Annotated in this window: 24 protein-coding genes and 1 tRNA gene; 10 read left to right on the top strand and 15 right to left on the bottom strand. The window is 65.2% G+C overall.

Annotated features, from left to right (window positions below; genetic code table 11):
• Nucleotides 1-231: 231 nt before the first annotated feature.
• Nucleotides 232-1230 (bottom strand): endonuclease/exonuclease/phosphatase family protein, encoded by a 999-nt coding sequence (locus ACN0YF_RS07560; protein WP_417493909.1) that lies wholly within the window; start codon nucleotides 1228-1230, stop codon nucleotides 232-234.
• A gap of 456 nt (nucleotides 1231-1686) precedes the next feature.
• Between ACN0YF_RS07560 and ACN0YF_RS07555 the strand changes: the two genes are divergently transcribed.
• On the top strand, nucleotides 1687-2916 hold the full coding sequence (locus ACN0YF_RS07555; RefSeq protein ID WP_417493908.1) for a cytochrome C: 1230 nt from the start codon (nucleotides 1687-1689) through the stop codon (nucleotides 2914-2916).
• Between the two features lie 446 nt (nucleotides 2917-3362).
• Here ACN0YF_RS07555 and ACN0YF_RS07550 read toward each other — a convergent pair whose 3' ends face one another.
• Complete coding sequence (locus ACN0YF_RS07550) at nucleotides 3363-4367, bottom strand: endonuclease/exonuclease/phosphatase family protein (protein ID WP_417493907.1); 1005 nt, start codon at nucleotides 4365-4367, stop codon at nucleotides 3363-3365.
• A gap of 136 nt (nucleotides 4368-4503) precedes the next feature.
• On the opposite strand from ACN0YF_RS07550, the gene queA reads away from it, so the two are divergent.
• The 4 genes from queA to ACN0YF_RS07530 are packed head-to-tail and all read left to right on the top strand — an operon-like array spanning nucleotide 4504 to nucleotide 7822.
• Entirely contained in the window at nucleotides 4504-5562 is a 1059-nt protein-coding gene (gene queA, locus ACN0YF_RS07545) for a tRNA preQ1(34) S-adenosylmethionine ribosyltransferase-isomerase QueA (protein ID WP_417493906.1), read from the top strand.
• Nucleotides 5559-6704, top strand: a complete 1146-nt coding sequence (gene tgt, locus ACN0YF_RS07540; protein WP_417493905.1) for a tRNA guanosine(34) transglycosylase Tgt — start codon at nucleotides 5559-5561, stop codon at nucleotides 6702-6704. The genes queA and tgt overlap by 4 nt, the downstream gene beginning before the upstream one ends.
• Nucleotides 6685-7224, top strand: a complete 540-nt coding sequence (locus ACN0YF_RS07535) for a hypothetical protein (protein WP_417493904.1) — start codon at nucleotides 6685-6687, stop codon at nucleotides 7222-7224. Before tgt ends, ACN0YF_RS07535 begins: the two co-directional genes overlap by 20 nt.
• A gap of 31 nt (nucleotides 7225-7255) precedes the next feature.
• On the top strand, nucleotides 7256-7822 hold the full coding sequence (locus ACN0YF_RS07530; RefSeq protein ID WP_417493903.1) for a GNAT family N-acetyltransferase: 567 nt from the start codon (nucleotides 7256-7258) through the stop codon (nucleotides 7820-7822).
• Here the strand turns inward: ACN0YF_RS07530 and ACN0YF_RS07525 are convergent.
• Nucleotides 7795-8409 (bottom strand): hypothetical protein, encoded by a 615-nt coding sequence (locus tag ACN0YF_RS07525; protein ID WP_417482512.1) that lies wholly within the window; start codon nucleotides 8407-8409, stop codon nucleotides 7795-7797. The genes ACN0YF_RS07530 and ACN0YF_RS07525 overlap by 28 nt on opposite strands.
• A gap of 116 nt (nucleotides 8410-8525) precedes the next feature.
• Between ACN0YF_RS07525 and ACN0YF_RS07520 the strand changes: the two genes are divergently transcribed.
• Nucleotides 8526-8601: transfer RNA gene (locus tag ACN0YF_RS07520), tRNA-Lys, on the top strand.
• 85 nt (nucleotides 8602-8686) lie between these two features.
• On the opposite strand, the gene ACN0YF_RS07515 is transcribed toward ACN0YF_RS07520, so the two are convergent.
• From ACN0YF_RS07515 to ACN0YF_RS07465, 11 genes are all read right to left on the bottom strand, one after another.
• Complete coding sequence (locus ACN0YF_RS07515) at nucleotides 8687-9568, bottom strand: LysR family transcriptional regulator (protein ID WP_417482511.1); 882 nt, start codon at nucleotides 9566-9568, stop codon at nucleotides 8687-8689.
• A 183-nt stretch (nucleotides 9569-9751) separates the two neighbouring features.
• Nucleotides 9752-11080 carry a M20/M25/M40 family metallo-hydrolase gene (locus ACN0YF_RS07510; RefSeq protein WP_417493902.1) on the bottom strand — a complete coding sequence of 443 codons (1329 nt, stop codon included), beginning with the start codon at nucleotides 11078-11080 and terminating at the stop codon, nucleotides 9752-9754.
• 75 nt (nucleotides 11081-11155) lie between these two features.
• Nucleotides 11156-12547, bottom strand: coding sequence for a YfcC family protein (locus tag ACN0YF_RS07505; RefSeq protein ID WP_417493901.1), 1392 nt, complete (start codon nucleotides 12545-12547; stop codon nucleotides 11156-11158).
• Complete coding sequence (locus tag ACN0YF_RS07500) at nucleotides 12544-13437, bottom strand: N-formylglutamate amidohydrolase (RefSeq protein ID WP_417493900.1); 894 nt, start codon at nucleotides 13435-13437, stop codon at nucleotides 12544-12546. Before ACN0YF_RS07500 ends, ACN0YF_RS07505 begins: the two co-directional genes overlap by 4 nt.
• A 93-nt stretch (nucleotides 13438-13530) precedes the next feature.
• Nucleotides 13531-13968, bottom strand: coding sequence for an arsenate reductase family protein (locus ACN0YF_RS07495; RefSeq protein WP_417493899.1), 438 nt, complete (start codon nucleotides 13966-13968; stop codon nucleotides 13531-13533).
• Nucleotides 13965-14993 carry an ACR3 family arsenite efflux transporter gene (arsB, locus tag ACN0YF_RS07490; protein WP_417493898.1) on the bottom strand — a complete coding sequence of 343 codons (1029 nt, stop codon included), beginning with the start codon at nucleotides 14991-14993 and terminating at the stop codon, nucleotides 13965-13967. Before arsB ends, ACN0YF_RS07495 begins: the two co-directional genes overlap by 4 nt.
• Entirely contained in the window at nucleotides 14993-15466 is a 474-nt protein-coding gene (locus ACN0YF_RS07485) for an ArsI/CadI family heavy metal resistance metalloenzyme (protein WP_417493897.1), read from the bottom strand. Before ACN0YF_RS07485 ends, arsB begins: the two co-directional genes overlap by 1 nt.
• The gene (locus ACN0YF_RS07480) at nucleotides 15463-15825 is read right to left on the bottom strand and encodes an ArsR/SmtB family transcription factor (protein ID WP_417482504.1); all 363 of its coding nucleotides are present in this window, start codon (nucleotides 15823-15825) and stop codon (nucleotides 15463-15465) included. The genes ACN0YF_RS07485 and ACN0YF_RS07480 overlap by 4 nt, the downstream gene beginning before the upstream one ends.
• Nucleotides 15826-15879: 54 nt before the next feature.
• Nucleotides 15880-16218, bottom strand: coding sequence for a DUF983 domain-containing protein (locus ACN0YF_RS07475; protein ID WP_417482503.1), 339 nt, complete (start codon nucleotides 16216-16218; stop codon nucleotides 15880-15882).
• Entirely contained in the window at nucleotides 16211-17950 is a 1740-nt protein-coding gene (locus ACN0YF_RS07470; protein ID WP_417493896.1) for a SulP family inorganic anion transporter, read from the bottom strand. Before ACN0YF_RS07470 ends, ACN0YF_RS07475 begins: the two co-directional genes overlap by 8 nt.
• 67 nt (nucleotides 17951-18017) lie before the next feature.
• Nucleotides 18018-18302 carry a helix-turn-helix domain-containing protein gene (locus tag ACN0YF_RS07465; protein ID WP_417482501.1) on the bottom strand — a complete coding sequence of 95 codons (285 nt, stop codon included), beginning with the start codon at nucleotides 18300-18302 and terminating at the stop codon, nucleotides 18018-18020.
• Nucleotides 18303-18478: 176 nt separating this feature from the next.
• Here ACN0YF_RS07465 and ACN0YF_RS07460 point away from each other — a divergent pair, with 176 nt between their 5' ends.
• From ACN0YF_RS07460 to ACN0YF_RS07445, 4 genes are all read left to right on the top strand, one after another.
• Entirely contained in the window at nucleotides 18479-18997 is a 519-nt protein-coding gene (locus ACN0YF_RS07460; RefSeq protein ID WP_417482500.1) for a hypothetical protein, read from the top strand.
• A gap of 146 nt (nucleotides 18998-19143) precedes the next feature.
• The gene (locus ACN0YF_RS07455) at nucleotides 19144-20094 is read left to right on the top strand and encodes a phosphatidate cytidylyltransferase (protein ID WP_417493895.1); all 951 of its coding nucleotides are present in this window, start codon (nucleotides 19144-19146) and stop codon (nucleotides 20092-20094) included.
• Entirely contained in the window at nucleotides 20095-20733 is a 639-nt protein-coding gene (locus ACN0YF_RS07450; protein WP_417482498.1) for a lysophospholipid acyltransferase family protein, read from the top strand.
• Between the two features lie 34 nt (nucleotides 20734-20767).
• Nucleotides 20768-21319 carry a CDP-alcohol phosphatidyltransferase family protein gene (locus ACN0YF_RS07445; RefSeq protein ID WP_417493894.1) on the top strand — a complete coding sequence of 184 codons (552 nt, stop codon included), beginning with the start codon at nucleotides 20768-20770 and terminating at the stop codon, nucleotides 21317-21319.
• A 565-nt stretch (nucleotides 21320-21884) separates the two neighbouring features.
• On the opposite strand, the gene ACN0YF_RS07440 is transcribed toward ACN0YF_RS07445, so the two are convergent.
• Nucleotides 21885-23957, bottom strand: coding sequence for an amidohydrolase family protein (locus ACN0YF_RS07440; protein WP_417493893.1), 2073 nt, complete (start codon nucleotides 23955-23957; stop codon nucleotides 21885-21887).
• Between the last annotated feature and the right edge of the window lie 184 nt (nucleotides 23958-24141).

Genomic DNA, 24141 nt, shown 5'->3' with positions numbered 1-24141 from the left:
GCGCGGGGCCATTTACCACCAAACTTGCAATGCACTAATCCATCGGGAGTCGCGACGCCCCTCCGGGGGAGCGCGTTGGACAGTTATCTCCCGGGAGCCCAACAAATATCGTCACCCTGACCATCGTCAGGATGACGTTTTTTGGGGCGTTTGCGCGAGCAGGGACGTGTCCCTCTGGTGCGCGCCAGGGGAGAGCCGGCGTCTCCCCCACTTGCTGAAGCGCGCTGCGGTTCAGCCCGCCCCATCGCGCAGGATCAGCCGGGCCTGGACCGGGCGGTGATCCGATCCCGTATCGGGCAGGACGCGCACGCTCTGCGTCTGCCACGCGCTGCCGGCATAGACGTGGTCGATCCCGGCCAGCATGGTCGGGACGGGCAGGCGGGGCAGGCCGAAGGCGCGGGTGAAGCTCTGGCTGGGCCAGCTTGCCAGTCCGAGCGTGCGGCGCTGCAGCCGCCACCTCCGCGCCATGCGCTCGTGGATGAGCGCGGGCGGGGCGGCGTTGAAATCTCCCAGCACGATCAGCCGGTCGGTCTCGAAGCCCTGGAACAGGGCTGCCAGTGCCTCGATCGCACCGGCCTGGTCGTTGAGCGGTTCCGGCCAGGGCAGGTGGACTGCCACGACCACCACGCGCTGCCCGTCCGGCATCGCGATTTCGCCCCAGGCCGCGGGCATCACCCGCAGCCAGGGCAGGCGATGCGCCGGTTTCCAGCCATCGAGGCAGCCCGTGCGCACAAAGGGGTGACGTGACAGGAGCCGGGTCGGGCCGTCGCCGCAATCGGCGGCATGGGGGTAGTCCGCGGCCAGCGCTGCCGCGACCGCGAGGCCGCCGCCGCGCACTTCCTGCAGCGCAATCAGGTCCGGCGTGCCGGCGGTGAGGATTTGGGCAATGTCTTCGGCGCGTTCATCGCCCTTGCCCCACAGATTATGGGTGACGAGGGTGAGCTGGTCGCCGTCCGGCAGCGTGGAGTCCGCACGCAGCGAGGCGGCAATCTCGCCGCGCGCCGGCAGGATGATCGCCACCAGCAGGAGCGCGCACAGCGAGGCCTCGCGCCAATGCCCTGTGCCAGCCGTCACGACCAGCACGGCCAGGGCCGCGATCACCCAGAGCGGCCAGGCATGCCGGAACAGATCAAACGCCGGGCCCAGCGGCGCCAGCCAGAGGCACAGCGCCAACAGGCCAAGCACGGCCAGTGCAGTGTGGATCAACACCGCCCAATTCAACTCGATCACACCCACGCTCCCTGTCCCTCAATGCCGAGGAGTTTTTCCGCCCCCTGCGGCGAAACTGCGGCGCTGGCGTGCTGGTTTTCTGGCCGTGCAGTCGGGGGAGGGGGGAGCTCGCTTTCCTCCAATTCAACAAACCTTGTCATCCCTGACGGATGCCCGGACGCGTCAGCGATCCGGGCGTAGATCAGGGACCCAGACGCCCGACGGCTGGCGGCCTGCGTGATTGGCCGAAACCATCAAGCTGGAGCGGCGACGGAGGTTCTGGGTCCCTGATCTGCGCCCCGCCTTCGCGGGGCATCCGTCAGGGATGACATGGGTTTGTGTTGTCGGGAGATAGAGCTCGTGGCGCTTGGCGGCTGAGCGCCGCCACCGGCGCAAGGGCATCCACCGATTTCCCGCTCCCAAACCGCAAATCTTCCGCTAGACTGAGCTGACCATGCCATAGCCGAAAGCCCTGACATGCCACGCCATACACTTCCCGCTCTCATCCTCGCCGCCGCGCTATGCCATCCCGCTGCAGCCCTCGCGCAATCCGCCAGCGAGGCCCGCGAGACGGTCGAATCCGTCTGCTCTGCCTGCCACTCAATCCGCACGGTCCAGAGCACATCGGGCTATTCGCGCGAGGACTGGCAATCGCTCACCTCGACGATGATCGACCTGTCGGGCGCGCCCGAGATGCAGGCCGAAATCCTCGACTATCTCGCCGAACATTTCCCGCCGAACGATAATCGCGCCGCGACACCGGTCGACGGGCCGCTCACCATCCGCTTCGAGGAATGGCAGGTGCCGACCCTGGGGCAGCGTTCGCGCGATCCGGTGGAAGGCCCCGATGGCCGTATCTGGTGGGTGGGGCAATGGCTGGATATTCTCGGCCGGCTCGATCCGGAAACGGGGGCGATGGAGGAATTCGATCTGCCCGCCGGCGCGCGGCCGCATTCGGTGACGATCGGCCCGGACGGCGATGCCTGGTATACCGGAAATCGCAACGCCACCATTGGCCGCTTCGATCCGGCGACCGGCGAGATCACCGAATATCCGATGCCCGATGACGCCGCGCGCGATCCGCACACGGCCGAGTTCGACGCCGATGGCATCCTCTGGTTCTCCCTCCAGGGCAGCAATATGATCGGCCGTCTCGACCCGCAAAGCGGCGAGGTCCGCCTGGTCACCAGCCCGCGTGAGCGCTCGCGGCCCTATGGGGTGAAGATCGCCGCCGATGGCACGGTCTGGGTCGCCTGTAATGGCGCCAATTGCCTGCTGCGCGTCGATCCGCAGACGATGGCCGTCGAGGAGATCGCCCTGCCGGATGCCGGCACGACCGTGCGCCGCCTTGATATCGATAGCGATGGCATCATCTGGTGGGTCAATTCCGCGCTGGGACGGCTCGGCCGCTACGACCCTGCCACCGGCGATATCCGCGAATGGGCCTCGCCCAGCGGCCCCAGCTCGCACCCCTATGCCATCGCCGTCTTCGACGGCGCGATCTGGTATAATGAAAGCGGCGTGAGGCCCGACATGCTGGTGCGCTTCGACCCGGAAACAGAGAGCTTCCAGAGCTGGCCCATCCCCTCCGGCCAGGTCCATGCCGGGATTCTGCGCCACATGCGCACCACTCGCGATGGCGAGGCTCTGCTGATCCATCAGAGCGGGACCAATCATATTGCCCGGGTAACTGTGGAGGGGCGGTGAGGAGGGGGTATCCGTTTCCGGGCGTTAACCGCCTGACGATAACAGGCTCCGTCAAAATTCGCCCGCGCCGGGCGAAGCTATCCCTGAAGTCCTTGCCAAGCAGGGCGCCAGACTGGACTTGTCTCGGCATGGTTTTCAGGGCGTGGTGGGGCCCCGCGCGGGGCCATGTATTCCAACACTGACAATGTTCGCCGCATTCCTTCGGGAAGAGGCCCGCGAACAATTCCCTCAAAAGCCCCACAAATATCGTCACCCTGACGCAGGTCAGGGCCCAGTTCATAGAGCGGCGACGCCTCGAAATCTGGCGCTTGACCAATTCCCGTCGTGTCTGAAACTGGGTCCTGACCTGCGTCAGGATGACGTTTGGTAGGGCGGTTCAGCCGGGAGGGCTGACTCGATCATGGCCAGCACCGGGATTCCCGCCGCGCCCCTCAATCGCCGGGGACTCACGGCTGCGCGTCAGGCGCCCTCAGCCGCAGCGTCGCCAGCAAGGGCCGATGATCAGACCCCGTATTCGGTCCGGCCTCGATCGAAACCGTCTCCCAGTCGTCCCCCGCAAAGATATGATCAATCCCCAGCAGCATTGGCGGGACGGGCGGGATGCCCAGGCCGGCCTGCTGGAAGCGGCCCTCGGCGGGGAAGGTGGCGATGCCGATGGAGCGGCGTGTCAGGCCGAGGTCGCGGTCCAGACGGGCGAGGGCGAAGGCGGGGGCTGCGGCGTTGAAATCACCCATCACCACCAGCCTCTCCTGCGGCCATTGCGCCAGGGCGCGTGACAGGCCGCGGCGCTGACAGTCCTGGGTGGCGCCGGGGAAGGGCCAGGTGAGATGCACCGAGACGAAGACGGCCTCGCTGCCGTCGGGCAGCTGGATGCGTGCCCATACGGCCGGTGGCATTTCCCAGTCGCAGGGGATCGTCGCCGCCGCCAGCACGGCCGGGGGCAGTTCGACACAGCCGGAGTCGAGAATGGGCAGACTGCTCAGCAGGCGGTTGGAGCGGCACCGGGCACCAAAGGCATATTGCGCCGCCAGGGCCTCACCGGTCTCGCGCGCCTTGCCGAAGCTCTCCTGCAGTGCCAGCACATCCGGTGCGCGTGGCGGCAACAGCGTGGCGGCCTGCATCGGCGAGGCATTGCGGCCCCACAGATTATGCGTGCCGATGGCAATCTCATAGGCGCCGGGGGCGGGATCGGCCGGCGTGCCGCGCCAGGCATGCAAGGTCTCGCCTACGCCCGGCAGCAGGACCACGGCAAAGGCGGCGAGGCTGAGCAGGCGGGCGCCGCGATGCCGGTTGGCCTGGACGCTGAGCGCGGCGAGGGCCGCGATGACCAGCAGGATGGGCCAGATCTCGCGCAGGGCGTCGAATCCGCGCCAGAGCGGTGCCAGCATCAACAGGAAGGCCAGTCCACACAGAAGGCCGGTGGCGAGAATAGCGGTAATCGTGTGACGCAAGGCGAATATCCGTTTGGCAGTCTGCAGCCTCTCATACACAGCAAAGATTGCGAAGCGGTGTGTCCGAATAATCCGGGGGCCGCGTTTTCAGCAAAACCGGTTCCCACTTTGGCTGAAAATGCTCTAGACCCTCGCCATGCGAGTAGATGATTTCGATTTCGACCTCCCCGAGGCCAGCATTGCCCTGCGCCCGGCACGGCCGCGTGATAGTGCCCGGCTGCTGCATGTCGATGCCGCCGGCGCCCTCGCCGACCGCACGGTGCTCGACCTGCCCGACCTGCTGCGGGCCGGCGATCTGCTGGTGTTCAACGACACCAAGGTCATCCCGGCAGCCCTGACCGGCACCCGCGCCGCGCGCGAGATCGGTGGCGGCGGGGCGGTGAGTGCCGAGATCAATCTGCACAAGCGCATCGCAGCTGATCGCTGGCGCGCCTTTGTGCGCCCGGCCAAGCGGCTCAAGATTGGCGACCGCATCGAGTTTGGCAGCTTCTCCGCCGAAGTGATTGAAAAGGCTGAAGGTGGCGACACGCTTCTCGCCTTTGACCGCTCGGGCGCCGCGCTCGATGAAGCCATTGCCGCCACCGGCGTGCCGCCCTTGCCGCCCTATATCGCGCGCAAGCGTGAGGTCGATGCCGCCGATGTCGAGGACTACCAGACCCTGTTTGCCCGCGAGGAAGGCAGCGTCGCCGCGCCGACCGCCGGCCTGCATTTCACACCGCGCCTGTTCGAGGCCCTGGCGGCGCGCGGCGTCGAGCGCTGTGATGTGACGCTGCATGTCGGAGCGGGCACCTTCCTGCCGGTCAAGGCGGATGATACCGATGATCATCTCATGCATGGCGAGTGGTGCACCGTCTCGCAGGACGCCGCCGATGCGATCAATCGGGCGAAGGCCGAGGGCCGCCGCGTCATCGCTGTCGGCACCACGGCGCTGCGCACCCTGGAGAGCCTGGCGCCGGAAGTCGGCCGGATCGAAGCGGGCAGCCGCGACACCGAGATCTTCATCACGCCGGGCTATGATTTCCGCATCACCGACGCGCTCTTGACCAATTTCCACCTGCCACGCTCGACGCTCTTCATGCTGGTCAGTGCCCTGTCCGGGCTGGAGACCATGCAGCGCGCCTATGCCCATGCGATTGCGGATGGCTATCGCTTCTATTCCTACGGGGATACCAGCCTGTTGGAGCGCGCCCGATGAGCGTCTTTTCCTATGAGATCCACGCCACAGACGGCAAGGCCCGAACCGGCACGCTGAAAACCCCGCGCGGCGATATCCGCACCCCGGCCTTCATGCCGGTCGGCACGGCGGGCACCGTCAAGGCGCTCTATATGGACCAGGTCAGGGATACCGGCGCCGACATCATTCTGGGCAATACCTATCACCTCATGCTCCGCCCCGGTGCCGAACGGGTCAAACGCCTGGGCGGACTGCACAAATTCTCGACCTGGAAAGGCCCGATCCTGACCGATAGCGGTGGCTTCCAGGTCTGGTCGCTGTCCAAATTGCGCAAGATGACCGAAGAGGGCGTGACCTTTCAAAGCCATATCGATGGCTCGAAACATCATCTCACGCCGGAACGCTCCATCGAAATCCAGGCCGATCTGCTCGGCGCCGATATCTCGATGCAGCTCGATGAATGCACCGCCTTCGGCTGCACGCCCGCCGAGGCCAAGGCCTCGCTGGAACTCTCCCTGCGCTGGGGCCAACGTTCGAAAGATGCGTTCGGCACCCGCGATGATCAGGTCCTGTTTGGCATTGTTCAAGGCTCGGTGTTTGAAGATCTGCGCCGCCAATCAGCTGAAGGGCTCAAGGAAATCGGCTTTGACGGTTATGCAATCGGCGGCCTCGCCGTCGGTGAGGGCTTCGAGCAGATGTGCGAAGTGCTCGATTTCACCACGCCGCATCTGCCGGTGGAACGCCCGCGCTATCTGATGGGTGTCGGCAAGCCGATCGATCTGGTCGAGGCGGTGGCGCGCGGGGTCGACATGTTTGATTGCGTCCTGCCCACCCGCTCCGGCCGTCATGGCCAGGCCTGGTCGGATTATGGCCCGATCAATATCAAGCGTGCCGAATTCATCGAGGATGACACGCCGCTGGCACCGGAAATCGATTGCCCCGCCAGCCGCGACTATTCCAAGGCCTATCTCAATCACCTGTTCAAATCCGGCGAATACCTCTCGGCCATGCTGATGAGTTGGCATAACATCGCTTACTTCGAGCATTTGATGGCCCGCATCCGCGCCGCCATCGCGGCGGGCGAGTATGAGGCTTTCCGCAGGGAGTTTCGGGCGAAATGGGATGAGGGGCAGCGGCGCAAGGATGAAGTTTCGAGCGATTAGTCTGCTGTTTGCAGGCGCTTCGGCCGCTTGCCAGAGCCTTCCGGACGGGCCGCCCGTGGTCGAGACGGTGCGATTCGAGCGTGCGGTCCATTTCGAGACTGGCGAGCCGCTTATCGGTGCCAAGCTTGAGCTCGTGAATCAGTCTTCCGAGGCCCTGTGCGTGACGCTGCCGGCGGTGAATGAACGTAGCCGGGCCGCGCGGATGATGCGTTCTGCCGACCCTGAAATTGCGGATGCGATGCCTTTGCGGACCGGTACTGTTCTGGGCGGACCATCCTTCATCGTGCTCACCGAATCTGCCCGTCCCAACAGGACGATCCGGCTGTTGCCAGGCGAACATTTCCCGGCGCTTCACTCGGAGACTCTCGTGCCGGGTGCTCACTATCGGGTGGACATGGCCTGGGCTGCTGTCGCCTGCCCGGACGAGTTGATCGCCACCCCATTGAGCGAGTCGGATCGAATTGCGCCGATTGTCGCATCGGGCCCGAGCGGGCGTGTTTTTCAAGTGCCAGAGCGATAGGCTCGGCTCGGCGAGAGAAAGAGACGCGAGCATGCCACCACCACACATCGTTCGAAAAGTGTCGGCATCGGAGGTCACCGCCCGGCTGGACGAGTTCTGTGACCTGCTCATCGATATCGTCGAAGGCGGCGCTTCGGTCGGTTTCATGGCGCCGCTCTCGCGTCAGCGGGCGATTGAGTTCTGGCAGGGCATCATCGCCAGCGTCGAGGGCGGCGAGCGCATCCTGCTCGCAGCGACAGACGGGCCGGGCGGCCGCGTCATCGGCTCGGTCCAGCTGGTGCTCGCCCAGCCCGACAACCAGCCGCATCGCGGCGATGTCTCCAAGATGCTGGTGCATTCCAGCGCCCGGCGGCAAGGCCTGGGTGCGAGCTTGCTGGCCGCGGTCGAAGCGGCGGCCGTCGAGGCCGGCAAGAGCCTGCTCGTCCTCGACACGGTGCCGGGTACACCGGCTGACCGGCTCTACCATCGTGCCGGCTGGACACCTGTTGGTGTCATTCCCGGCTTTGCCCTGATGCCCGATGGCGCGCCTTGCGATACGCGGCTGTTCTGGAAGCAGCCGGGGGCGGAGCCTTACTCCGCCTCTTCCACCAGACCGTAAGTCTCGAACGCGCGCCGCATCTGTGCCGGCGGACAGCCGAAACCGTCATAGATGCCTCGCAGATAGGCGCGGCGGCGCTGGGCCATGTCGCGGCGTTCGCGGGCATCGTCTTCGATACGTCCCGCGCCGCCGATGAAGCGAATGACCGGGCGCGCCGGATTGAGACCGACAATGGTGGAGTGATACAGGCTGCGCGCGCCGTCAGAGGCGAGCTCCGGGGCCTGGGACGCGAAATGCGCGCCCTGGCCGATCCAGCCTTCGTGGTCATGTTCCGCCTCGGCCTCGGCGTCGCGGCGTTCCACCTCTTCGATATCGGGGCCGAGTACAACGGTCAGACGCGCGATGTCGCGGGCCACCGTCGAGCAGCGCCGCGGCGAGCCTTCGCCGCCATAGGGCGTCGGCACGGTATCATCACCCTCATCGACCATGATCGGACCGGGCCGATCGCGCGGCAATCCGATCGCATCTTCCACAGCAACGCTGGTCTGGTCGCGCGCAAAAACCCCGGCGCCTTGCCGGGTCGAGGAGCATGCACTGACCGCTAACGCCGCCAGCACGCATGTCAGGAGACTGATCTTTCCACTCATGGATTCGATATTACCGCCAATTATGGCAAAACCGTATCGCAATTGCTGAAATCCATAGGCAAGGCGCGATTGACCGGCAGAAATCATCCCTATAGGTAGGGCCCTCCTCAAATGAGGAGCCTGTAGCTCAGCTGGTAGAGCAACTGACTTTTAATCAGTAGGTCCCGGGTTCGAGCCCCGGCGGGCTCACCATTCCTCTTCAGACATTCAGACCATTGCCGCACCGGCGAGCCCCTGCTTGCCGGCCGGGCGGTGACGGACGGTGTTCGCGCCGTCTTCAGTGCGTCTTCAGCGCTTCGGCGAGGAAATCAAACACGCGCCTGACCCGGCGGCTGGTCTTGAGTTCGGAATGTGCGGTAAGCCAGATCGGCAGGGCGGGCATGGGCGTATCGGTTACGATTCGTTGCACGGCCGGTTCTGCGAGCCCGATTTCAAGCTGATTGAAGCCGATCCCGAAGCCGGCGATGACCATTTGCCAGCCCACGACCTGGCTGTCGCACCGGAAGCCGAAGAAATGCCGGTCGACCTGGAGGCCGGCTTCGGCGAAGCCGCGCAGCATTATTTCGCTGCGGTCATAGCCGATCACTTCGTGATTGCGGAATTCCTCCAGTGTCGTCGGTGCACCGCGTCGGGCGATATAGTCATGCGCCGCGAACATGGCGAGTTGCAGATCACCCACCTTTTTCGTGAACACGTCAGCCTGGGTCGGACGGTACATGCGGATCGCGATATCGGCCTCGCGCTGCAGCAGGTTTTCGCTGCGATCGGATGACACAAGCTCGATCTCGATTTCCGGTTCGGCCCGGTGAAGCGCGGTCAGGATGGCGGGCAGGGTATAGGTCGATACGATCTCGCTGGCCGTGATCCGGATGGTGCCGCCGATGCGCTCGCTGCGGCCGCTGGCGGTCAGCGATAGCTGGTTGGCGGCGTTGGCCATGGAGCGGGCATGTTCGACGAGATCCGCGCCGGTGGGTGTCAGCGTCAGACCGTGCGCGGCGCGGTCGAACAGACGCACGCCGAGCTGTTCTTCCAGCGCCGCGATATGCCGGCCCATGGTCGGCTGGCTGCCGCCCGAGGCGCGTGCTGCGCCGGACAGGGTGCCGTGCTCGGCGACAGAGAGAAAGGTTTGCAGGTGGGACCAGTCGAAGTCGCGCGTCATCGCATATCCAAAAATGATTAGCCGATAACGAAATCGGTATATTGATCAATCAAAAATGAATTAACGCAGTGCGCCTGTCAATCAGAATTCAAGCCGGGCGGAGCGCCCCCTCCCGCAGGCAAAAGAGCACACTCAACGGAAGGGGCTGCCCTGCTTGACGGCCGCCCCGGTGCTGCCGCGGTGCTACTCGCCGCTCACCAGTCCCGCCTCGGCCAGCGCGACCAGCAGCGCCATCTGGATCGCCTCGTGCGAGTTTTCATCCTGCCAGCTTTCATTGGGCGCGTGGGCATTGCGGGAGATGCCGCCGCGGCTCATCGTCACCGACGGGATGCCGCGTGAGATCGGGATATTGGCGTCGGTGGAGGAGGCGGTCAGTTCCGGCTCCTCGCCCATGGCCCGGATGGCCGCCATCGCGTGCAGCACGATGGGGGCGCCCAGATCACCTTCGCCCGGTGGCCGCGAGCCGACGGGATCGAGATCCACCGTCAGGGCGTCACCCAGACGGCGGCGCGCATTGGCCGCTTCCAGTGCCGCATCGACCGAGCTGAGGAAGGCCCGGTGCAGGGCGTCGAGCTTTTCCGGATTGGCCGAGCGCATATCGACTTCCATCCAGCTCTCGAAGGGAATGGAATTGACCGAGGTGCCGCCGCCGACACGGCCGAAGGAGAAGGTCGCCTTGGTGCCGTCCAGGGTGATCGGTGTCGCGGCTTCGGTGAAACGCAGGATCGCTTCGGCCAGGGCCTGGTGCGGCTGGGCGCGGCCGAAATGCCCGTAGGAATGGCCGCCGGGGCCCCGGAAGGTGACCCGGTAGCGGATCGAGCCAACGGCGGTGACGACCAGGCGCGCGGCATCGCCGCCATCAATCGCTATGAAGCTGGCAAAGGGGGAGGCGTCATTCTCATAGAGATGACGCACGCCGCGCAGATCACCCAGACCTTCCTCGCCGACCGAGGCGATGAAGACGAGGTCATCGCGGGTTTCGATCCCGGCGCGTTGCATGGCGTCGATCAGGCTGAGCAGGACCACAAGCCCGCGCGAATTATCGCCAATGCCCGGTGCCGTAAACAGATCGCCCTCGCGGTGCACGGTGACGTCTGTGCCCTCCGGGAAGACGGTGTCGAGATGGGCGACAATGGCGATGCTGCGCGCCTCGCTGCCGGCCGTGCCGGGACGGCGGGCGATGACATTGCCGACCGCGTCGATGGTCACATCGGTCAGGCCAAGGGCCCGCATCCGTGCCGCCATGTCAGCACCGCGCGCCTGTTCGGCGAAGGGCGGGGCGGGGATTTCCGTCAGTTCGACCAGGCGCTCATTATTGAGCGTGCGCATCGCCTCGATCTCGCCAAAAGCCGTCTGGACCCGGCTGTCGGCCAGCAGGCCGGCGACGATGCCGTCATCGGCTGGCTCCGCCATCTCGACCGGTGCCGCCTGGGGTGCCATCCAGCCGGTGCTGGCACAGCCGCCCAGCAGGGCGAGGGCGGTAAGGCTGGTGAGGATCGTTCTGGCAGACATGATAACTCCTGACGCGGCGGATTTGCGGTCAAATATAACGGGAATGGCGGGGCAGGCCAGCGCCCGCCACCGGTCTCAGGCGCCCAGCCAGACCGCGATCGCGAGCAGCAGGCCGGCGATCACGATAAAGCCGGCCCAGAGCGGGGCGATGAATTTCGCCCAGTCGAGCCAGTCAATGCGGCCGGCGGCGAGATAGGCGAGCAATGTGCCCGAGGTCGGGGTCAGCATATTGGTGATGCCATTGCCGAACAGGAAGGCGATGACGGTGGTTTGCGGTCCGACATCGGCCAATTGCGCCAGCGGCGCCAGGATCGGCATGGTGACGGCCGCCTGGCCTGAGGTCGAGGGGATCAGGAAGTCGAGCAGGAGCTGCGAGCCGAACATCGAGAGCGCGGTGACATAGGAGCCATGCTCGCCGACAGCGCCATTGAGGGCATGGACGATGGTGTCGAGGATGCGGCCATCCTCCAGCACCACTGTGACGGCCATGGCGACGCCGATCAGGGCGCTGGCAAGCAGAACCTTCTTCATGCCGGAGATGAAGGCGTCGGCGCTGTCATTGGGCGACAGGCCACTGGCGACGGCCAGCCCGAGGCTCATGGCGATATAGCAGGCTGAAAGCTCGTGATGCGACCATTCCCAGCGGGTCGATCCGGTGAGGATAATGCCGATCCCGGCGACCAGGATGGCCAGCATGGTGCCTTCGCGCCAGCTCATGTCGGGGACAGGATGATCGCTGACGGTGATGGCCTGGCCATTGGTCATGCCGCGCACGCGGTAGAGCAGAAAGCCGATCCCGGCGGCGAGGAAGACGGCATAGAAGGCGAGGCGCAAGCCGGCACCGGAAAAGATCGGCACCCCGACCAGCGGCTGGGCGATGGTCAGGGGGATCGGATTGGTGACCGAGGCGAGATAGCCGACCTTGACCGCGATGGTGACGATGGCGAAGCCGATGATGGGCGAGAGGCCGATGCGCATGGCCAGCGCTGTCATCACCGGGATGACGATCAGATATTCCGAGGCGAGACCGAGAAAGGCACTGCCGGCCGAGAAGATCGTCATCAGGGCTGCGACCAGCACCATGACATTGCCTTTCACGGCATGGAGCAGCCGGTTGATGCCGTTCTCCACCACGCCGGCGCGGTCGAGAATGCCGAACAGTCCGCCAATGATCAGCACCATGAAGATGAGATTGGCGGCGCGCTGCAGGCCTTCGGGAATCGCACGCAGGGTTTCGGTCAGGCTGACCGGCGTGGCCATGCCCTCGCGGGCATCAACGGGAACGAAAACCCCGGCCAGCGACCAGTCCTTGTCCATCGGCGCATAGCTGTCAGGCACGATCAGCCGTCCGGCGCGCTCATAGCTGCCCGAGCTGACCAGCCAGGTCATCAGGGTCGCCAGCAACAGGATGCCCAGCAGGATGACGACGGGATTCATCGGGCGGGCCGGTTTGGCGGTGCTTGTCATCGAATCTGTCCTGGCTGGATCCGCGCGCGCAGATCAGTGGCGATCGCCTGGGCGACGCGGGTGAGATTGCGTTGGAGTTTGTCAAAGCCGGGCGAGGGCTCGAAGCGGGCCTCGTCGAGATAGAGGGCGCGATTGATCTCGATCTGCAGGCTGTGGCGCCCGCGCGCCGGATCGCCATGGCGCCGCACGATATCGCCGCCCTTATAGGGCTGGTTGCGCGCCACCGAATAGCCGCAGGCGCGCAATTCGCGCTCGACCAGATCGGTGAATTCCGGGGCGGCGCTGCTTCCGTCGAGATCGCCGAGCACCATGTCGGGACGTGCCTGACCGAGATCGATATTCATCGCATTGGCCTGCGATTTCATCGAGTGACAATCGATATGCCAGACCGCGCCGAAACGGGCGTGCAGAGCATCGAGCCGGTTGGCGAGGGCGCAGTGATAGGGGGTGTAGAGCTTGTCGATCCGCTGGTGGATTTCCTGCGGGTTGAGCGGGCCGGCATACATGGGCAGGCCCGGCAGGATCAGCTTGCGGATCAGCCCCATGCCGCGCGCGCTGTAGCGGGTCGGTGCCAGTTTGCCCCAGGGGGCCGGCCATGCCCCGTCGACCATATCCGGATCGATGTCATCGACCGCGCGATTGGGGTCGATCACGATGCGGGCGAAATTCGCTTCGACCAGGCTGGCGCCGGCTGCGACCGCACCGCTCCAGAGATCGGGAATGAAGGCGTCCCAGGCGGTGAGTTGCTGCTCACGTGTCGCCAGTGTCTCGAAGCCGGGTGGCAGCGCCGTGCCGCTATGCGGCGAATCCAGCACCAGCGGAATGGTCGCGGCCTCCTCCGGCAGGGAGAGGCGGAAAGCGGGCGCGCTGTGCGGGCGTGAAACGACCACTTGGAACTCCGGTCGCCGAGGATTCGGCATTGCCGGTCAGTGTTCCTGTAATTGCCGCGGGCTGACCAGCAAAATCTGCCAGAGCGACGCCGATCAGCCCGTCTGGCCGGCGCGTTCTACACGCTGACCGGCGGCATCGATGATGATCTCGCCATCCTCCTTGGCGAACGGCCCTTCAGGCCATTGCTCGAGCAGGTCGAGCACGGTTTCGCTGGGGCGGCAGAGCGCTACGCCTTTGGGCGAGCAGACGATGGGCCGGTTCACCAGTACCGGGTGCTCCAGCATGGCGTCGAGTATGCGCTCATCACTGACGCCGGCCTCGAGCAGACCAAGCTCGGCGGCGGGCGATTTGGTCTCGCGCAGGGCGGTGCGCGGGGTCAGACCGGCGGCGGCGAACAGGCCGAGCAATTGCGGCCGTGTCCAACCCTGTTCGAGATAGTTGATCACCACGGGCGCATAGCCCGCGGCCTCGATCGTGTGCAGCACATTGCGCGAGGTGGCGCAGGCCGGATTGTGGTGGATGAGGATCACGATGTTGCTCCCGGAAAACGGCCACGGGTCGCATTGGCGATGGCGACCAGGGACAGCATCACCGGAACTTCGACCAGCACACCGACCACGGTGGCCAGCGCCGCGCCGGAATTAAGTCCGAACAGGCTGATCGAGACGGCGACGGCGAGCTCGAAGAAGTTGGAGGTCGAGATCATCGCACAGGGGGCGGCCACGGCATGGGGCAGTTTCCAGGCCCAGGCGGCACCATAGGCCAGCGCGAAAATGGCGTAGGATTGCAGGATGATCGGCACCGCGATCAGGGCGATGATCAGCGGCCGCGCGAGGATGACCTGCCCCTGGAAGCCGAACAGCAGCACGACCGTCGCCAGCAGGGCGATGACCGAGACCGGTTTGATGCGGTCGGTGAAGGCGGTCACGGCTGCCGGACCGCCGCGGCGGATCAGGACTCGCCGCGTCAGCATGCCGGCGATCAGCGGGATGACGACATAGAGGCCGACCGAGATCAGCAGGGTCTCCCACGGCACGGCGATATCGGTGACGCCGAGCAGAAGCGCGACGATGGGTGCGAAGGCGAAGACCATAATGGCGTCATTGACGCTGACCTGGACCAGCGTATAGGCGGCATCGCCGCGCGTGAGCTGGGACCAGACGAAGACCATGGCGGTACAGGGCGCGGCGCCGAGCAGGATCAGGCCGGCGAGATAGCCCTGCGCATCGGCCGGCGGGATCAGGCCGGCGAAGACATGCTTGAAGAAGAGCACGCCCAGCGCAGCCATGGTGAAGGGCTTGATCAGCCAGTTGACCACCAGGGTGATGACCAGGCCCTTGGGCTGTTTGCCGACCTGTTTCACACTGGCCAGATCAATGCCGATCATCATCGGCCAGACCATGGCCCAGATCAGCAGGGCGACGGGCAGATTGACGTGCGCGACTTCCAGCCCTGCCAGGGCGCCCAGCAGGCCCGGCATGAGCTGGCCGAGACCGATCCCCACCCCGATCGCCAGCGCGACCCAGGCGGAGAGATAGCGTTCGAACGTGCCCATCAGCAGCAGGCGCCGTCGCGCTTGACGGTCGGGGTGCAGCAGGCCTGCGGCTCGGTGCCGGCCCGGGCGGAGGGTGGCAGGTCTGTGGCGGCAGCAGCGCCCCCATAATTCACGGACTCGCCGGTGGTGTGGAAGACCTCCCAGGCGATGCCGCTGGGGTCATGCACCCAGCTCTTTTCGGATTTGGCGTAGCAGCAGGTCGTCTCGCCCTCTTCGAGCACGGCGGCATCAGCGCTGGCGAGACGTTGATAGACCTCGGCCAGTTCCTCGCCATCTTCGGCCTGGATGCCGAGATGTTCGATCCCGGTCTTGGCGCCGCGGGCGCTGATGGCGAAATTGACGCGCGGATCCTCAAGCATCCATTTGGCATAGTCGGATTTCTCGACGGTTGGCGCGCTGGCGAACAGGGTCGAATAGAAATTGATCGAGCCGGGCAGGTCGTCGACGGCGACGTGGATGTGCAGGCGTTTCATGAGCAGGCTCCTTTGGATGAGGGTGAGCAGGCGATGCGCTGGGCCGCATCCATCACCGGCGTGCAGACGCCGGCATCGCCCTGGCAGCAATCCTCGACCAGATAGACGAGCAGATCGCCCATCTGTTCGAAGGCGGCGGTGTAGATGATCGAGCGGCCCTCGCGCCGGCTGTCGACCAGACCGGCATTGGCCAGGACAGTCAGCTGGGCCGAGAGCGTATTGGGGGCGATGTCGAGCTGGCGCGCGATCTCGCCGGCCGCGAGGCCGGACTGGCCGGCCCTGACGAGCAGGCGAAACACCGACAGGCGATTGGCCTGGGCCAGGGCAGAGAGACGAAGGACGGCGAGTGAAGTTTCCATATTTCAACGATTATAGAAATATGATCGGCCGTCAAGCGGGATTTTCGCGCCGGGTCAGCGTCGGCCCATATTCCACAATACCGCTATAAACACGCCCTTCACCCGTGGCAGCGCCACCAGCACGATCCCGATTGCGCCGAGCAGCATCAGTGGCAGGGTCAGCCAGATCGGCGCGCCGCTCATCGAGACCATGAAGGCAATCGGGACCAGGAATGGACCGAGACCGAGAATGGTCCAGGCGGCGGGACCATCCTCGGCGCGGATCAGGCCGATCGGCTCGCCGCAGCACGCGCAGACCTCGACCGGTTTGAGGTAGCGGCGGTAGAGCTTGCCCTTGCCGCAGGCCGGACAGCGCAGATTGAAGGCGCGCCAGACCGGCAGGAGCTTATTCATGATGCGCGTCGATCCAGCTCCGCGCCGCGACCATCGCTTGCGCCAGCTCCGGCTCATAGCTGGCCAGCGGCGGCGCCACCTCGTGGGCAACCAGCGCCTGCTTCACTGCCTTGGAGGCGCCGGAAATGATCACCGGCAGACCGCGATGGCCGGCCCGGTGGGCCAGACCCTCGATCATGTGGGCGGCGGTGGAGTCGACAAAGGGCACGGCGGCAAAGTCGATGATCAGCACGCGGTGGGTATCGGCAATACGCTCCAGCACCGAGCCGATCGAGGCCGCCGCGCCGAAGAAGAAGGCCCCGCTGATGCGGTAGACGAGGATATCCGCATCCTGCTCGGTCGGGCCGGCCTTGGCATCAGCCGGGGCTGTGACCCGGTCGGGCTGGTCTTCATCGACAAAGGGCGTCAGGCTCTCGATCGCGGTTGTTTGCGACATGCGGTGGATGAAGACGACCGAGCCGATGGCGAAGCCGACAATGATGGCTTCGGTCAGGTCGCGGAAGATCGTCAGGCCGAAGGTCGCCAGCAGGATCAGCGCATCGGCGCGCGAGGCCCGCAGCAGGATCATGAAGGCGTGTTTCTCCACCATGTTCCAGGCTACCAGCGCCAGGACACCGGCCAGGCAGGCGAGCGGGATGAAGCTGGCGAGCGGCGCCGCGATCAGGATGAAGAGCAGCAGGAAACCCGCATGCATCATGCCGGCAACGGGCCCGTGGGCCCCGGCGCGGACATTGGTCGCGGTGCGCGCAATCGTGCCGGTGACGCAGATACCGCCAAACAGCGCCGAGCCGATATTGGCAACGCCCTGGGCGACCAGCTCGCTGTTGGAGCGGTGATGCCGCCCGGTCATGCCATCGGCGACGACGGCCGAGAGCAGGGATTCAATCGAGCCCAGCAGGGCAAAGGCAATCGCGCTCGGGAGCAAGGCCATCAGGCGCGGCCCCGACATGTCGGGCAGGGCAGGCCAGGGCAGGCTGGAGGGGATGCCGCCAAAGCGCGAGCCGATGGTCTCCAGCGGCAGGTTGAAGGCGGCGGTCGCGCCGGCCGCCAGTGCGACGGCAATCAGCATGCCCGGCCAGTGCGGCCTGAAATGGCGGATGCCGAGGATGACCAGCACCGTCGCCGCCGAAACCGCGATGGTCAGCGCATCCGTTGTTGGCAGGGCATTCCACAGCACCGGGAGTTTTTCCAGCAACGGGCCGGGTTCGGGCTCGGCGAGCTGCAGGCCGAGCAATTCCTTGACCTGGCTCGCGAAAATGATGACGGCGATGCCCGCCGTGAAGCCGACCGTGACCGGGTAGGGGATGAATTTGATATAGGTGCCGAGCTTGAAGAAGCCGATCGCCATCAGGATCGCGCCGGACATCAGCGTCGCCAGGATCAGCCCGTCCATGCCGAAGGTTTGCGCGGTCGTTGCCATCAACACGATGAAGGCGCCGGCCGGACCGCCGATCTGGAAGCGGCTGCCACCGAGCAGGGAGACGAAGAAGCCACCGACAATCGCCGTGATAATGCCCTGGGCCGGAGAGGCGCCGGCGGCAATGGCGATCGCCATCGAAAGCGGCAGGGCGACGATCGCCACGGTGAGGCCGGCTACGGCATCGCTGCGCAAATGCGCCAGCGTATAGCCCTCGCGCAATACGGTGATCAGCTTGGGCAGGAAGAGTTCGCCCAGGACGGGCGGCTCCTGCGGCGTGGTTTCCCGGGTCTGCTTCTTGGTCGTCTTGGTCATGTCCACCTGCCTTCAAGAGGGGCGGGATCGTCGGCATCAGTCGGCGGTCGCCGTCGCGAAATTCAAATCAGTCTGTTGTCGAACCTTCATCGGCCGGAATGTCGGGCGGCGCTTTCAGGCGCACGCCGCGCCCGGTGCCCTGGCTTGGGGCCTGTTCGGCGATCAGCTCGACGCCGAGGCCTTCAAGGGCCTCGACCACACGTACCAGTGAGCCGACCACGCCGCGCACATTGCCATCGCTGGCCTCCATGCGCTGGATGGTTGGCACCGAGACGCCGGCTTTCGCCGCCAGGGTTTTCTGGTCGATTCCGAGCAGGGCGCGTGCCGCGCGCATCTGGGCCGAGGTGATCATGATCGCATTTTCCGGTTCGAGGAATGATCATACATATCAATGATGATATATGAAACATCATTATTGCGGCTTGAGCTGCAATTTTCTCTCTGGAGCCCGTCCCCGCTTGAACAATCGGCCGCTCTCGCCCAATCTCGTCGGAAGATTGAGGTTTTTCAGGCAAATGGGGGAATGCCATGACCAGTCATATCCGGATCGCAAAGAGTCTGCCGGCAAGCGGCCTTTTGCTCGCTGCGGCACTGCTCGTCTCATGTGGCGGCGAAGACGGCGCTGACGCTGCCACGGTCGCTGAGACCGCAATGTCCGCCGACACTGTGGCGGATATCACGCAAGCCGCCGCGCCCGCGGCCGACCAAGCCACCGCGCCTGCGGTCGACATGGACAATTCGCAGGCGGCCGAGCCCGCCTATGTCGGCACCTGGGGCGTTGATCTGGCACAATGCGCTGTCGGGCAGGAATACGAACAACCGCCGATGATCCTGCGCGCCGATGGCTATGACCAGCACGAGGCCCATTGCGATTTCGACAGCGTCAGCGAGACCGGGCCGGCGCAATGGCACATCTCCGGCCATTGCAGTGTCGAGGGCGACAAGCAAACGGTCGAATACAATCTCGCGATTGTCGATGGCCAGCTTGAGCAATGGTCCGGCGATGACCGCGAATATGTCTGGACGCTGGTGCGCTGCCCCGGATAGGGGGCGCCGCGCATCCGCCTGAACCCTGTTGCGTGAAGCCGATTTACCGCTAGGGTTGCATGGGCAATGGGGAATCCGGTCTTGGCGTGCAGATTGAAACTCGCAGGCAGGTCCGAGCCCGCCCGCCGCCATGATGGCGGGGCGGTTTGAACCCGCTCACCCAGCTTCCCGCTCCGCTCGGCGCCGGCTTTGCCGGTCTGCTGGTGCTGTTGCTCGCCGGCAGTCTCGCGGCGATCATCCTGCCGCGGGTGCAGCCGGGCCGCTGGAGCGATCTGGGGCCGCGCATGCGCAGCTGGTGGCTGATTTGCGGCGTGATCGGCGGCGCCCTTCTGGCCGGCTGGCAGGCCTTCACCATTGTCTTCGCCTTCGTAAGCTTCGTTGCCCTGCGCGAATTCCTCACCCTGGCGCCGACGCGGCGCGAGGACCGGCTGGTGGTGCTGGTCGTCTATGCCTCGGTCCTGATCAGCTATTGGGCGATCTGGATCGACAATTACGCCTATTTCCTGGTGATCGTGCCGATCTATGTCTTCGTTGCCACGGCGGTGATGATGACCCTGCTCGGCCGCACTGACGGCTTTCTGGCGACGATCGGGGTGATGCATTGGGGCGTGATTGTCTGCGTCTACAATCTCGGCCATGTCGCCTTCCTGATGCGCACACCGGCGGCGGAGGTGCCGCAGGCGGGCGCGGCCGGGCTGGTCTTCTTCCTGATCTTCATCACCCAGTTCAATGATGTCGCCCAATATGTCTGGGGCAAGGCCTTCGGCCGTCACAAGATCATCCCCACCGTCAGCCCCAACAAGACCTGGGAAGGCGCGATCGGCGGCTTCGCGACGACGGCGATTGTCTTCATCGTGCTGGCGCCCTTCTTCACGCCGCTGGCCTTCTGGCCGAGCGTGCTGATCGGCACGGTTTTGCCGGTGCTCGGATTTTTCGGCGATATCACCATGTCGGCGATCAAGCGCGACCTCGGCGTCAAGGATACCAGCCTCTTCCTGCCCGGCCATGGCGGCGTGCTCGACCGGCTCGACAGTCTGATGTTCACCGCGCCCTGGTATTTCCACATGCTGGCGATCTTCGCACTGGAGCGCTTCTAGATGCTGCAGCTGGTGCGCCGACTGATCCTGGTCCTGCTCGTGAAGCCCTTCGCCTGGCTGATCATCGGGCTCGATGTCCGCGGGCGCGACAATCTCCCCGTCACCGGACCGGCGATGATCGCCGCCAATCACAACAGCCATATCGACACCCTGCTGCTGATCTGCCTCTTCCCCTCCGCCAGCCTGGCGAAAATCCGGCCGGTCGCGGCGGCGGATCATTTCCTCAAGACGCCATTCTCCAGCTGGTTCTATCAGCGCGTCGTCGGCATTCTGCCCATCACGCGCACCGGTGCCGGCCGCAGCGATGTCCTGGCCGGCTGCAAGGCGGCGCTGGCGCGCGGCGAGATATTGCTGATCTTCCCGGAGGGCACGCGCGGCAAGGCCGAGGAGATGGGGGATTTCAAGGCCGGCATCGCCCGCCTCGCCGAGGAATTCCCGCACGCCCCGATCACGCCGGTCTATCTGCAGGGGGCCGGGCGGGTCCTGCCGCGCGGTGCGCGCATTCTCGTACCCTTCAATTGCAGCGCCATTATCGGCGCCCCCTTCACCTGGTCCGGCAATCGCGCCGCCTTCATGGATCAGCTCAAGACGACGATCGAAACCCTGCGCAAGGATGCGCCGCCCCTGCGCTGGCTGTGAGCGCGTCCCGACCCGATTTCAAACGGAGACTCCGATGATTTCCAATGCCGTCACCCTGTTCCGGATGAGCCTGGTGCTGCCGCTCTTCATCCTGCTCGCGATGGGCGGTCCGGGATGGATCGCGCTGGCGCTCTATCTCGGGTCGGGTCTGCTCGATGTCGTCGATGGCAAGCTGGCCCGCGGGCTCGGCGAAAGCTCGCCGCTGGGTGCCATGCTCGATCTTGTCGCCGACCGCCTGCTCACACTGGCGGCTGTTGCCGGTCTGCTGGTGCATGGCGATCTCGGACTGGCCGCCGCCTGCGCCGCCGTCATCCTGGTCGCACGCTGCAATGTCGTGGCATCCTTTGGCGAGGCGCTGGCCACCCGCCCGGCGCTGGTCTCGTCGCGCTTCGAATACCCCAAGATCGTGCTCAGCTTTGCCGGCCTGGGCCTGGCGATGATGCCGCTGGACCAGGTTCCGGGCACACAGATCGAACTCGCCCCGATTGCCGAAACGCTGATTGTACTGGCGGCGGCGCTGACCCTGGTGACGCTGACGGGCTATGCGCGCCAGACCGTACGGGCGCTGGCGGGGCAGGGCGGGTGAAGGCTGGCGCGATTGCGCTCCCGCTTATCCCCCACGTTTGACAACTAGCCCACGTCATCCTGACGCAAGTCAGGACCCAGACGTGACAAGTGCGGAGCCTGCAATATCGCGGTCCTGACTTTCGTCGGGATGACGATAAATTGCTGATGTTATCCCCACCCCCAGAACCCTGGCGCATAATCCCTCCGTTCCGATCACACGGGAGGCGTGAGCTCAGTCACTTGCGGCGATCGGGAGCGTGGAGCCCATCCGCACGGAGGCGTGACAGCCCGAGTTCCGGTGGGGCCATGATCGGGGAAGTGAGGCATTAGGGCTCGACCAATCTTCCACGGTCATTTCGAGGCAGGACCCGTGAGGGGCCTGAGTAAATCTCCACGTGCGGGACGTCTCGAATGTCTCAACTATTTATTGCGCTAACCGGCATTCGCCGGCGTCCCGCACACCTCCCATCCCGGGAGGCCCCCTCAAACCTCCAGCGGCAGGCCGCGTGGAGATTTTCGTGCAGGGGCACCGCACCCGGGCTCACGGCGACGGCAAGGCAGACAGCGTGAGCCCCGGGGCCCGGTTACTGCGCCGCGATTACATTCGGCGCTTCGGTAAAGGGACGGATGCCGAATTCCGGATAGATCTCGCTGGGGTAATAGATCACCCCGTTGGCGGCGACCATGGAGATGGTCTTGATCTCGCGCAGGTCCTGGGTCGGATCGCCGGGGACGAGGTAGAAATCGGCCAGCATGCCCGGCGCGATGGTGCCCAGCTCGTCATCGACGCCGAGATAGGAAGCCATGCCCTGGCTGGCCCAGGCGAGGATTTCCGGGGCTGTCATGCCGGTGCGCTGATACAGTTCCAGCTCGCGGTGATAGGTGAAGGAACCACCCAGATCCGTGCCCGGAACCAGGAAGATACCGGCTTCGCGCATCATCGTGATGGTGGTGAGGATCTGGTCGAAGGCGCCGCGATAATTGGCGTCATCCTCGGCATTGGCGATATCGGCCCAGGCGCTGCGGGCGCTGCGCTGGCTCTCGACCGGCATGTGGTCGATATAATCGACAGCGCCGGGGGTGAGTTCGCCATTGCGCGACAGCAGCAGGGCTTCATGGATCGCCAGTGTCGGATCGATCGCGACGCCGCGCGCGGCCATGGCATTAATCGTGTTCTGGACCGGCTCACTGTGCAGATCCAGGGCCGGCAGGCGGCGCAGGGCGGTCAGGCGCAACAGCTCGCGCGTGTCCTCGCCCTCCTCGAGCACCCAGCCGAGCATGACCTGGTTGATATGGGTCATCTCGTCATAACCGGCCGCGATCATGGTGTCGGCATTGGAGAAGGCGGGCACATGGCCGGTCACGCGCAAGCCGCGCTCATGGGCGCGTTCGACCATGGCGGGCACCCAGTCGGGATTCATCGAGTTGTAGATCTTGATCTGGATGAAATCGCCGGCATCGGCATAGGTATCGACGGCTGCGAGGGCGGCTTCCTGGCTGTCGACGACGATGCCCATATTGGCACTGAACGGGCTTTGCCCCTCGATGAAGCCGCTGCGGAAGACGCGTGGGCCGGCCAGTTCTCCGGACTCGATGCGATCGATCAGCGCGCCGAGAACCTCGTTATTATTGCCCATATCGCGCACACTGGTGACGCCGGCGGCGATGTTGAGGATGGCGTCAGCCTCGCCCATATGGCCATGCATTTCGAACATGCCGGGCAGGAGGGAGCCGCCGGCACCGTCGATCTCGACCTCGCCGGCGCGGGTGGCGACATCAAGGGCATCGATCGCGGCGATGCGGTCCCCCTGGATCACGACCGAGACCGGTGCGCCGAGCGCCTGGCTGGCCGGGTCGAAGACGCGGACATTGCGGATACGGACCGGGGCGCCGTAATCATGGGCCGTGCGCGTCTGGATGTTCTCGAGACGTGCGGCGCCATAGGCGGCGGCGATGCCGCGCAGGCGCTCGTCCTCGGCTTCAAACCCGGATTCCAGGATCGCGAAGCCGGGCGTGATCAGGCCGAAGAAGGCGCGGTCATGCATCAGGATATAGGTCGGATCCAGGCTGGTGCCGGTGAGGGCGTAGCTGGTGACCGTCCGCTCATGTGTGCCGTCGGAGACGCTGAGCTGTTCGATCTCGTTGAGGTGCAGCGCACCGCCGGGAATGGCATTGACGGTGCCGTCCGCGCTGTCCATCAGGGCGCGCGCGGCGATGGCCAGCCAGTAGGGGCTGCCATCCTGGGGGACGTAGAAGGCCTCGCCCTCGATCACGGCTTCATCGCTGCCGGTGGCATCGCTCCAGCTGGCCTGGTCATCTTCGAACTCGAAGCTCTCGGCGATCGGATTGCCAAAGGTCGAGGCACCGTCGATCGTCCAGCTGGTCGGCAAGCCGGCGGCATTGAGTGTCACGGTTTCGGAAATCGTCGGGCCGCGGCCGTTATTGCGGTATTCGAACTCGACACCATAGCCGCTGTCGGACGGGGTGATGTCGAGGGCGCCGATCTCGGTGCCGCCGACCAGGACCGTGAAATGCGTGGCCTCGGCCGCGCTGGTTTCGGGCGCGTCGGTCGCCGGCCCGGATGTGGATGGTTCGCTGCAAGCCGCAAGGCTCGCGGCCAGCACCAGGGCCAGGCCGATCTTGGTCGATACATGCATGAGATTTTCCCCGCTCAGACAAATTCGGGCCAAGGACTAGCATCGATCCCGGCGGCTGTCAGCGGGATGGAGGGGGCGGTGGGAAAACATGGAGCGTCCGGCATCGAAAAGGCTGGCAAAAATGTGATTTTTATCAGGATTTCACGCCCGTCCGCGATTGAGGTTTTGCTGCCGGGCGTGCATT

This window comes from Maricaulis sp., assembly GCF_048270265.1.
Lineage (GTDB): Bacteria > Pseudomonadota > Alphaproteobacteria > Caulobacterales > Maricaulaceae > Maricaulis.
Note: the sequence above shows the minus strand (reverse complement) of the source record. Positions and strands in the feature narration are given on the sequence as shown.

Coding starts and splice junctions, on each gene's coding strand:
- ACN0YF_RS07440 (WP_417493893.1), bottom strand. CDS start 23,957: ATGCATGTATCGACCAAGATCGGCCTGGCCCTGGTGCTGGCCGCGAGC.
- ACN0YF_RS07445 (WP_417493894.1), top strand. CDS start 20,768: ATGATTTCCAATGCCGTCACCCTGTTCCGGATGAGCCTGGTGCTGCCG.
- ACN0YF_RS07555 (WP_417493908.1), top strand. CDS start 1,687: ATGCCACGCCATACACTTCCCGCTCTCATCCTCGCCGCCGCGCTATGC.
- ACN0YF_RS07470 (WP_417493896.1), bottom strand. CDS start 17,950: ATGACCAAGACGACCAAGAAGCAGACCCGGGAAACCACGCCGCAGGAG.
- queA (WP_417493906.1), top strand. CDS start 4,504: ATGCGAGTAGATGATTTCGATTTCGACCTCCCCGAGGCCAGCATTGCC.
- ACN0YF_RS07515 (WP_417482511.1), bottom strand. CDS start 9,568: ATGACGCGCGACTTCGACTGGTCCCACCTGCAAACCTTTCTCTCTGTC.
- ACN0YF_RS07505 (WP_417493901.1), bottom strand. CDS start 12,547: ATGACAAGCACCGCCAAACCGGCCCGCCCGATGAATCCCGTCGTCATC.
- ACN0YF_RS07510 (WP_417493902.1), bottom strand. CDS start 11,080: ATGTCTGCCAGAACGATCCTCACCAGCCTTACCGCCCTCGCCCTGCTG.
- ACN0YF_RS07450 (WP_417482498.1), top strand. CDS start 20,095: ATGCTGCAGCTGGTGCGCCGACTGATCCTGGTCCTGCTCGTGAAGCCC.
- ACN0YF_RS07530 (WP_417493903.1), top strand. CDS start 7,256: ATGCCACCACCACACATCGTTCGAAAAGTGTCGGCATCGGAGGTCACC.
- ACN0YF_RS07525 (WP_417482512.1), bottom strand. CDS start 8,409: ATGAGTGGAAAGATCAGTCTCCTGACATGCGTGCTGGCGGCGTTAGCG.
- ACN0YF_RS07480 (WP_417482504.1), bottom strand. CDS start 15,825: ATGGAAACTTCACTCGCCGTCCTTCGTCTCTCTGCCCTGGCCCAGGCC.
- ACN0YF_RS07475 (WP_417482503.1), bottom strand. CDS start 16,218: ATGAATAAGCTCCTGCCGGTCTGGCGCGCCTTCAATCTGCGCTGTCCG.
- tgt (WP_417493905.1), top strand. CDS start 5,559: ATGAGCGTCTTTTCCTATGAGATCCACGCCACAGACGGCAAGGCCCGA.
- ACN0YF_RS07535 (WP_417493904.1), top strand. CDS start 6,685: ATGAAGTTTCGAGCGATTAGTCTGCTGTTTGCAGGCGCTTCGGCCGCT.
- ACN0YF_RS07465 (WP_417482501.1), bottom strand. CDS start 18,302: ATGATCACCTCGGCCCAGATGCGCGCGGCACGCGCCCTGCTCGGAATC.
- ACN0YF_RS07460 (WP_417482500.1), top strand. CDS start 18,479: ATGACCAGTCATATCCGGATCGCAAAGAGTCTGCCGGCAAGCGGCCTT.
- ACN0YF_RS07485 (WP_417493897.1), bottom strand. CDS start 15,466: ATGAAACGCCTGCACATCCACGTCGCCGTCGACGACCTGCCCGGCTCG.
- arsB (WP_417493898.1), bottom strand. CDS start 14,993: ATGGGCACGTTCGAACGCTATCTCTCCGCCTGGGTCGCGCTGGCGATC.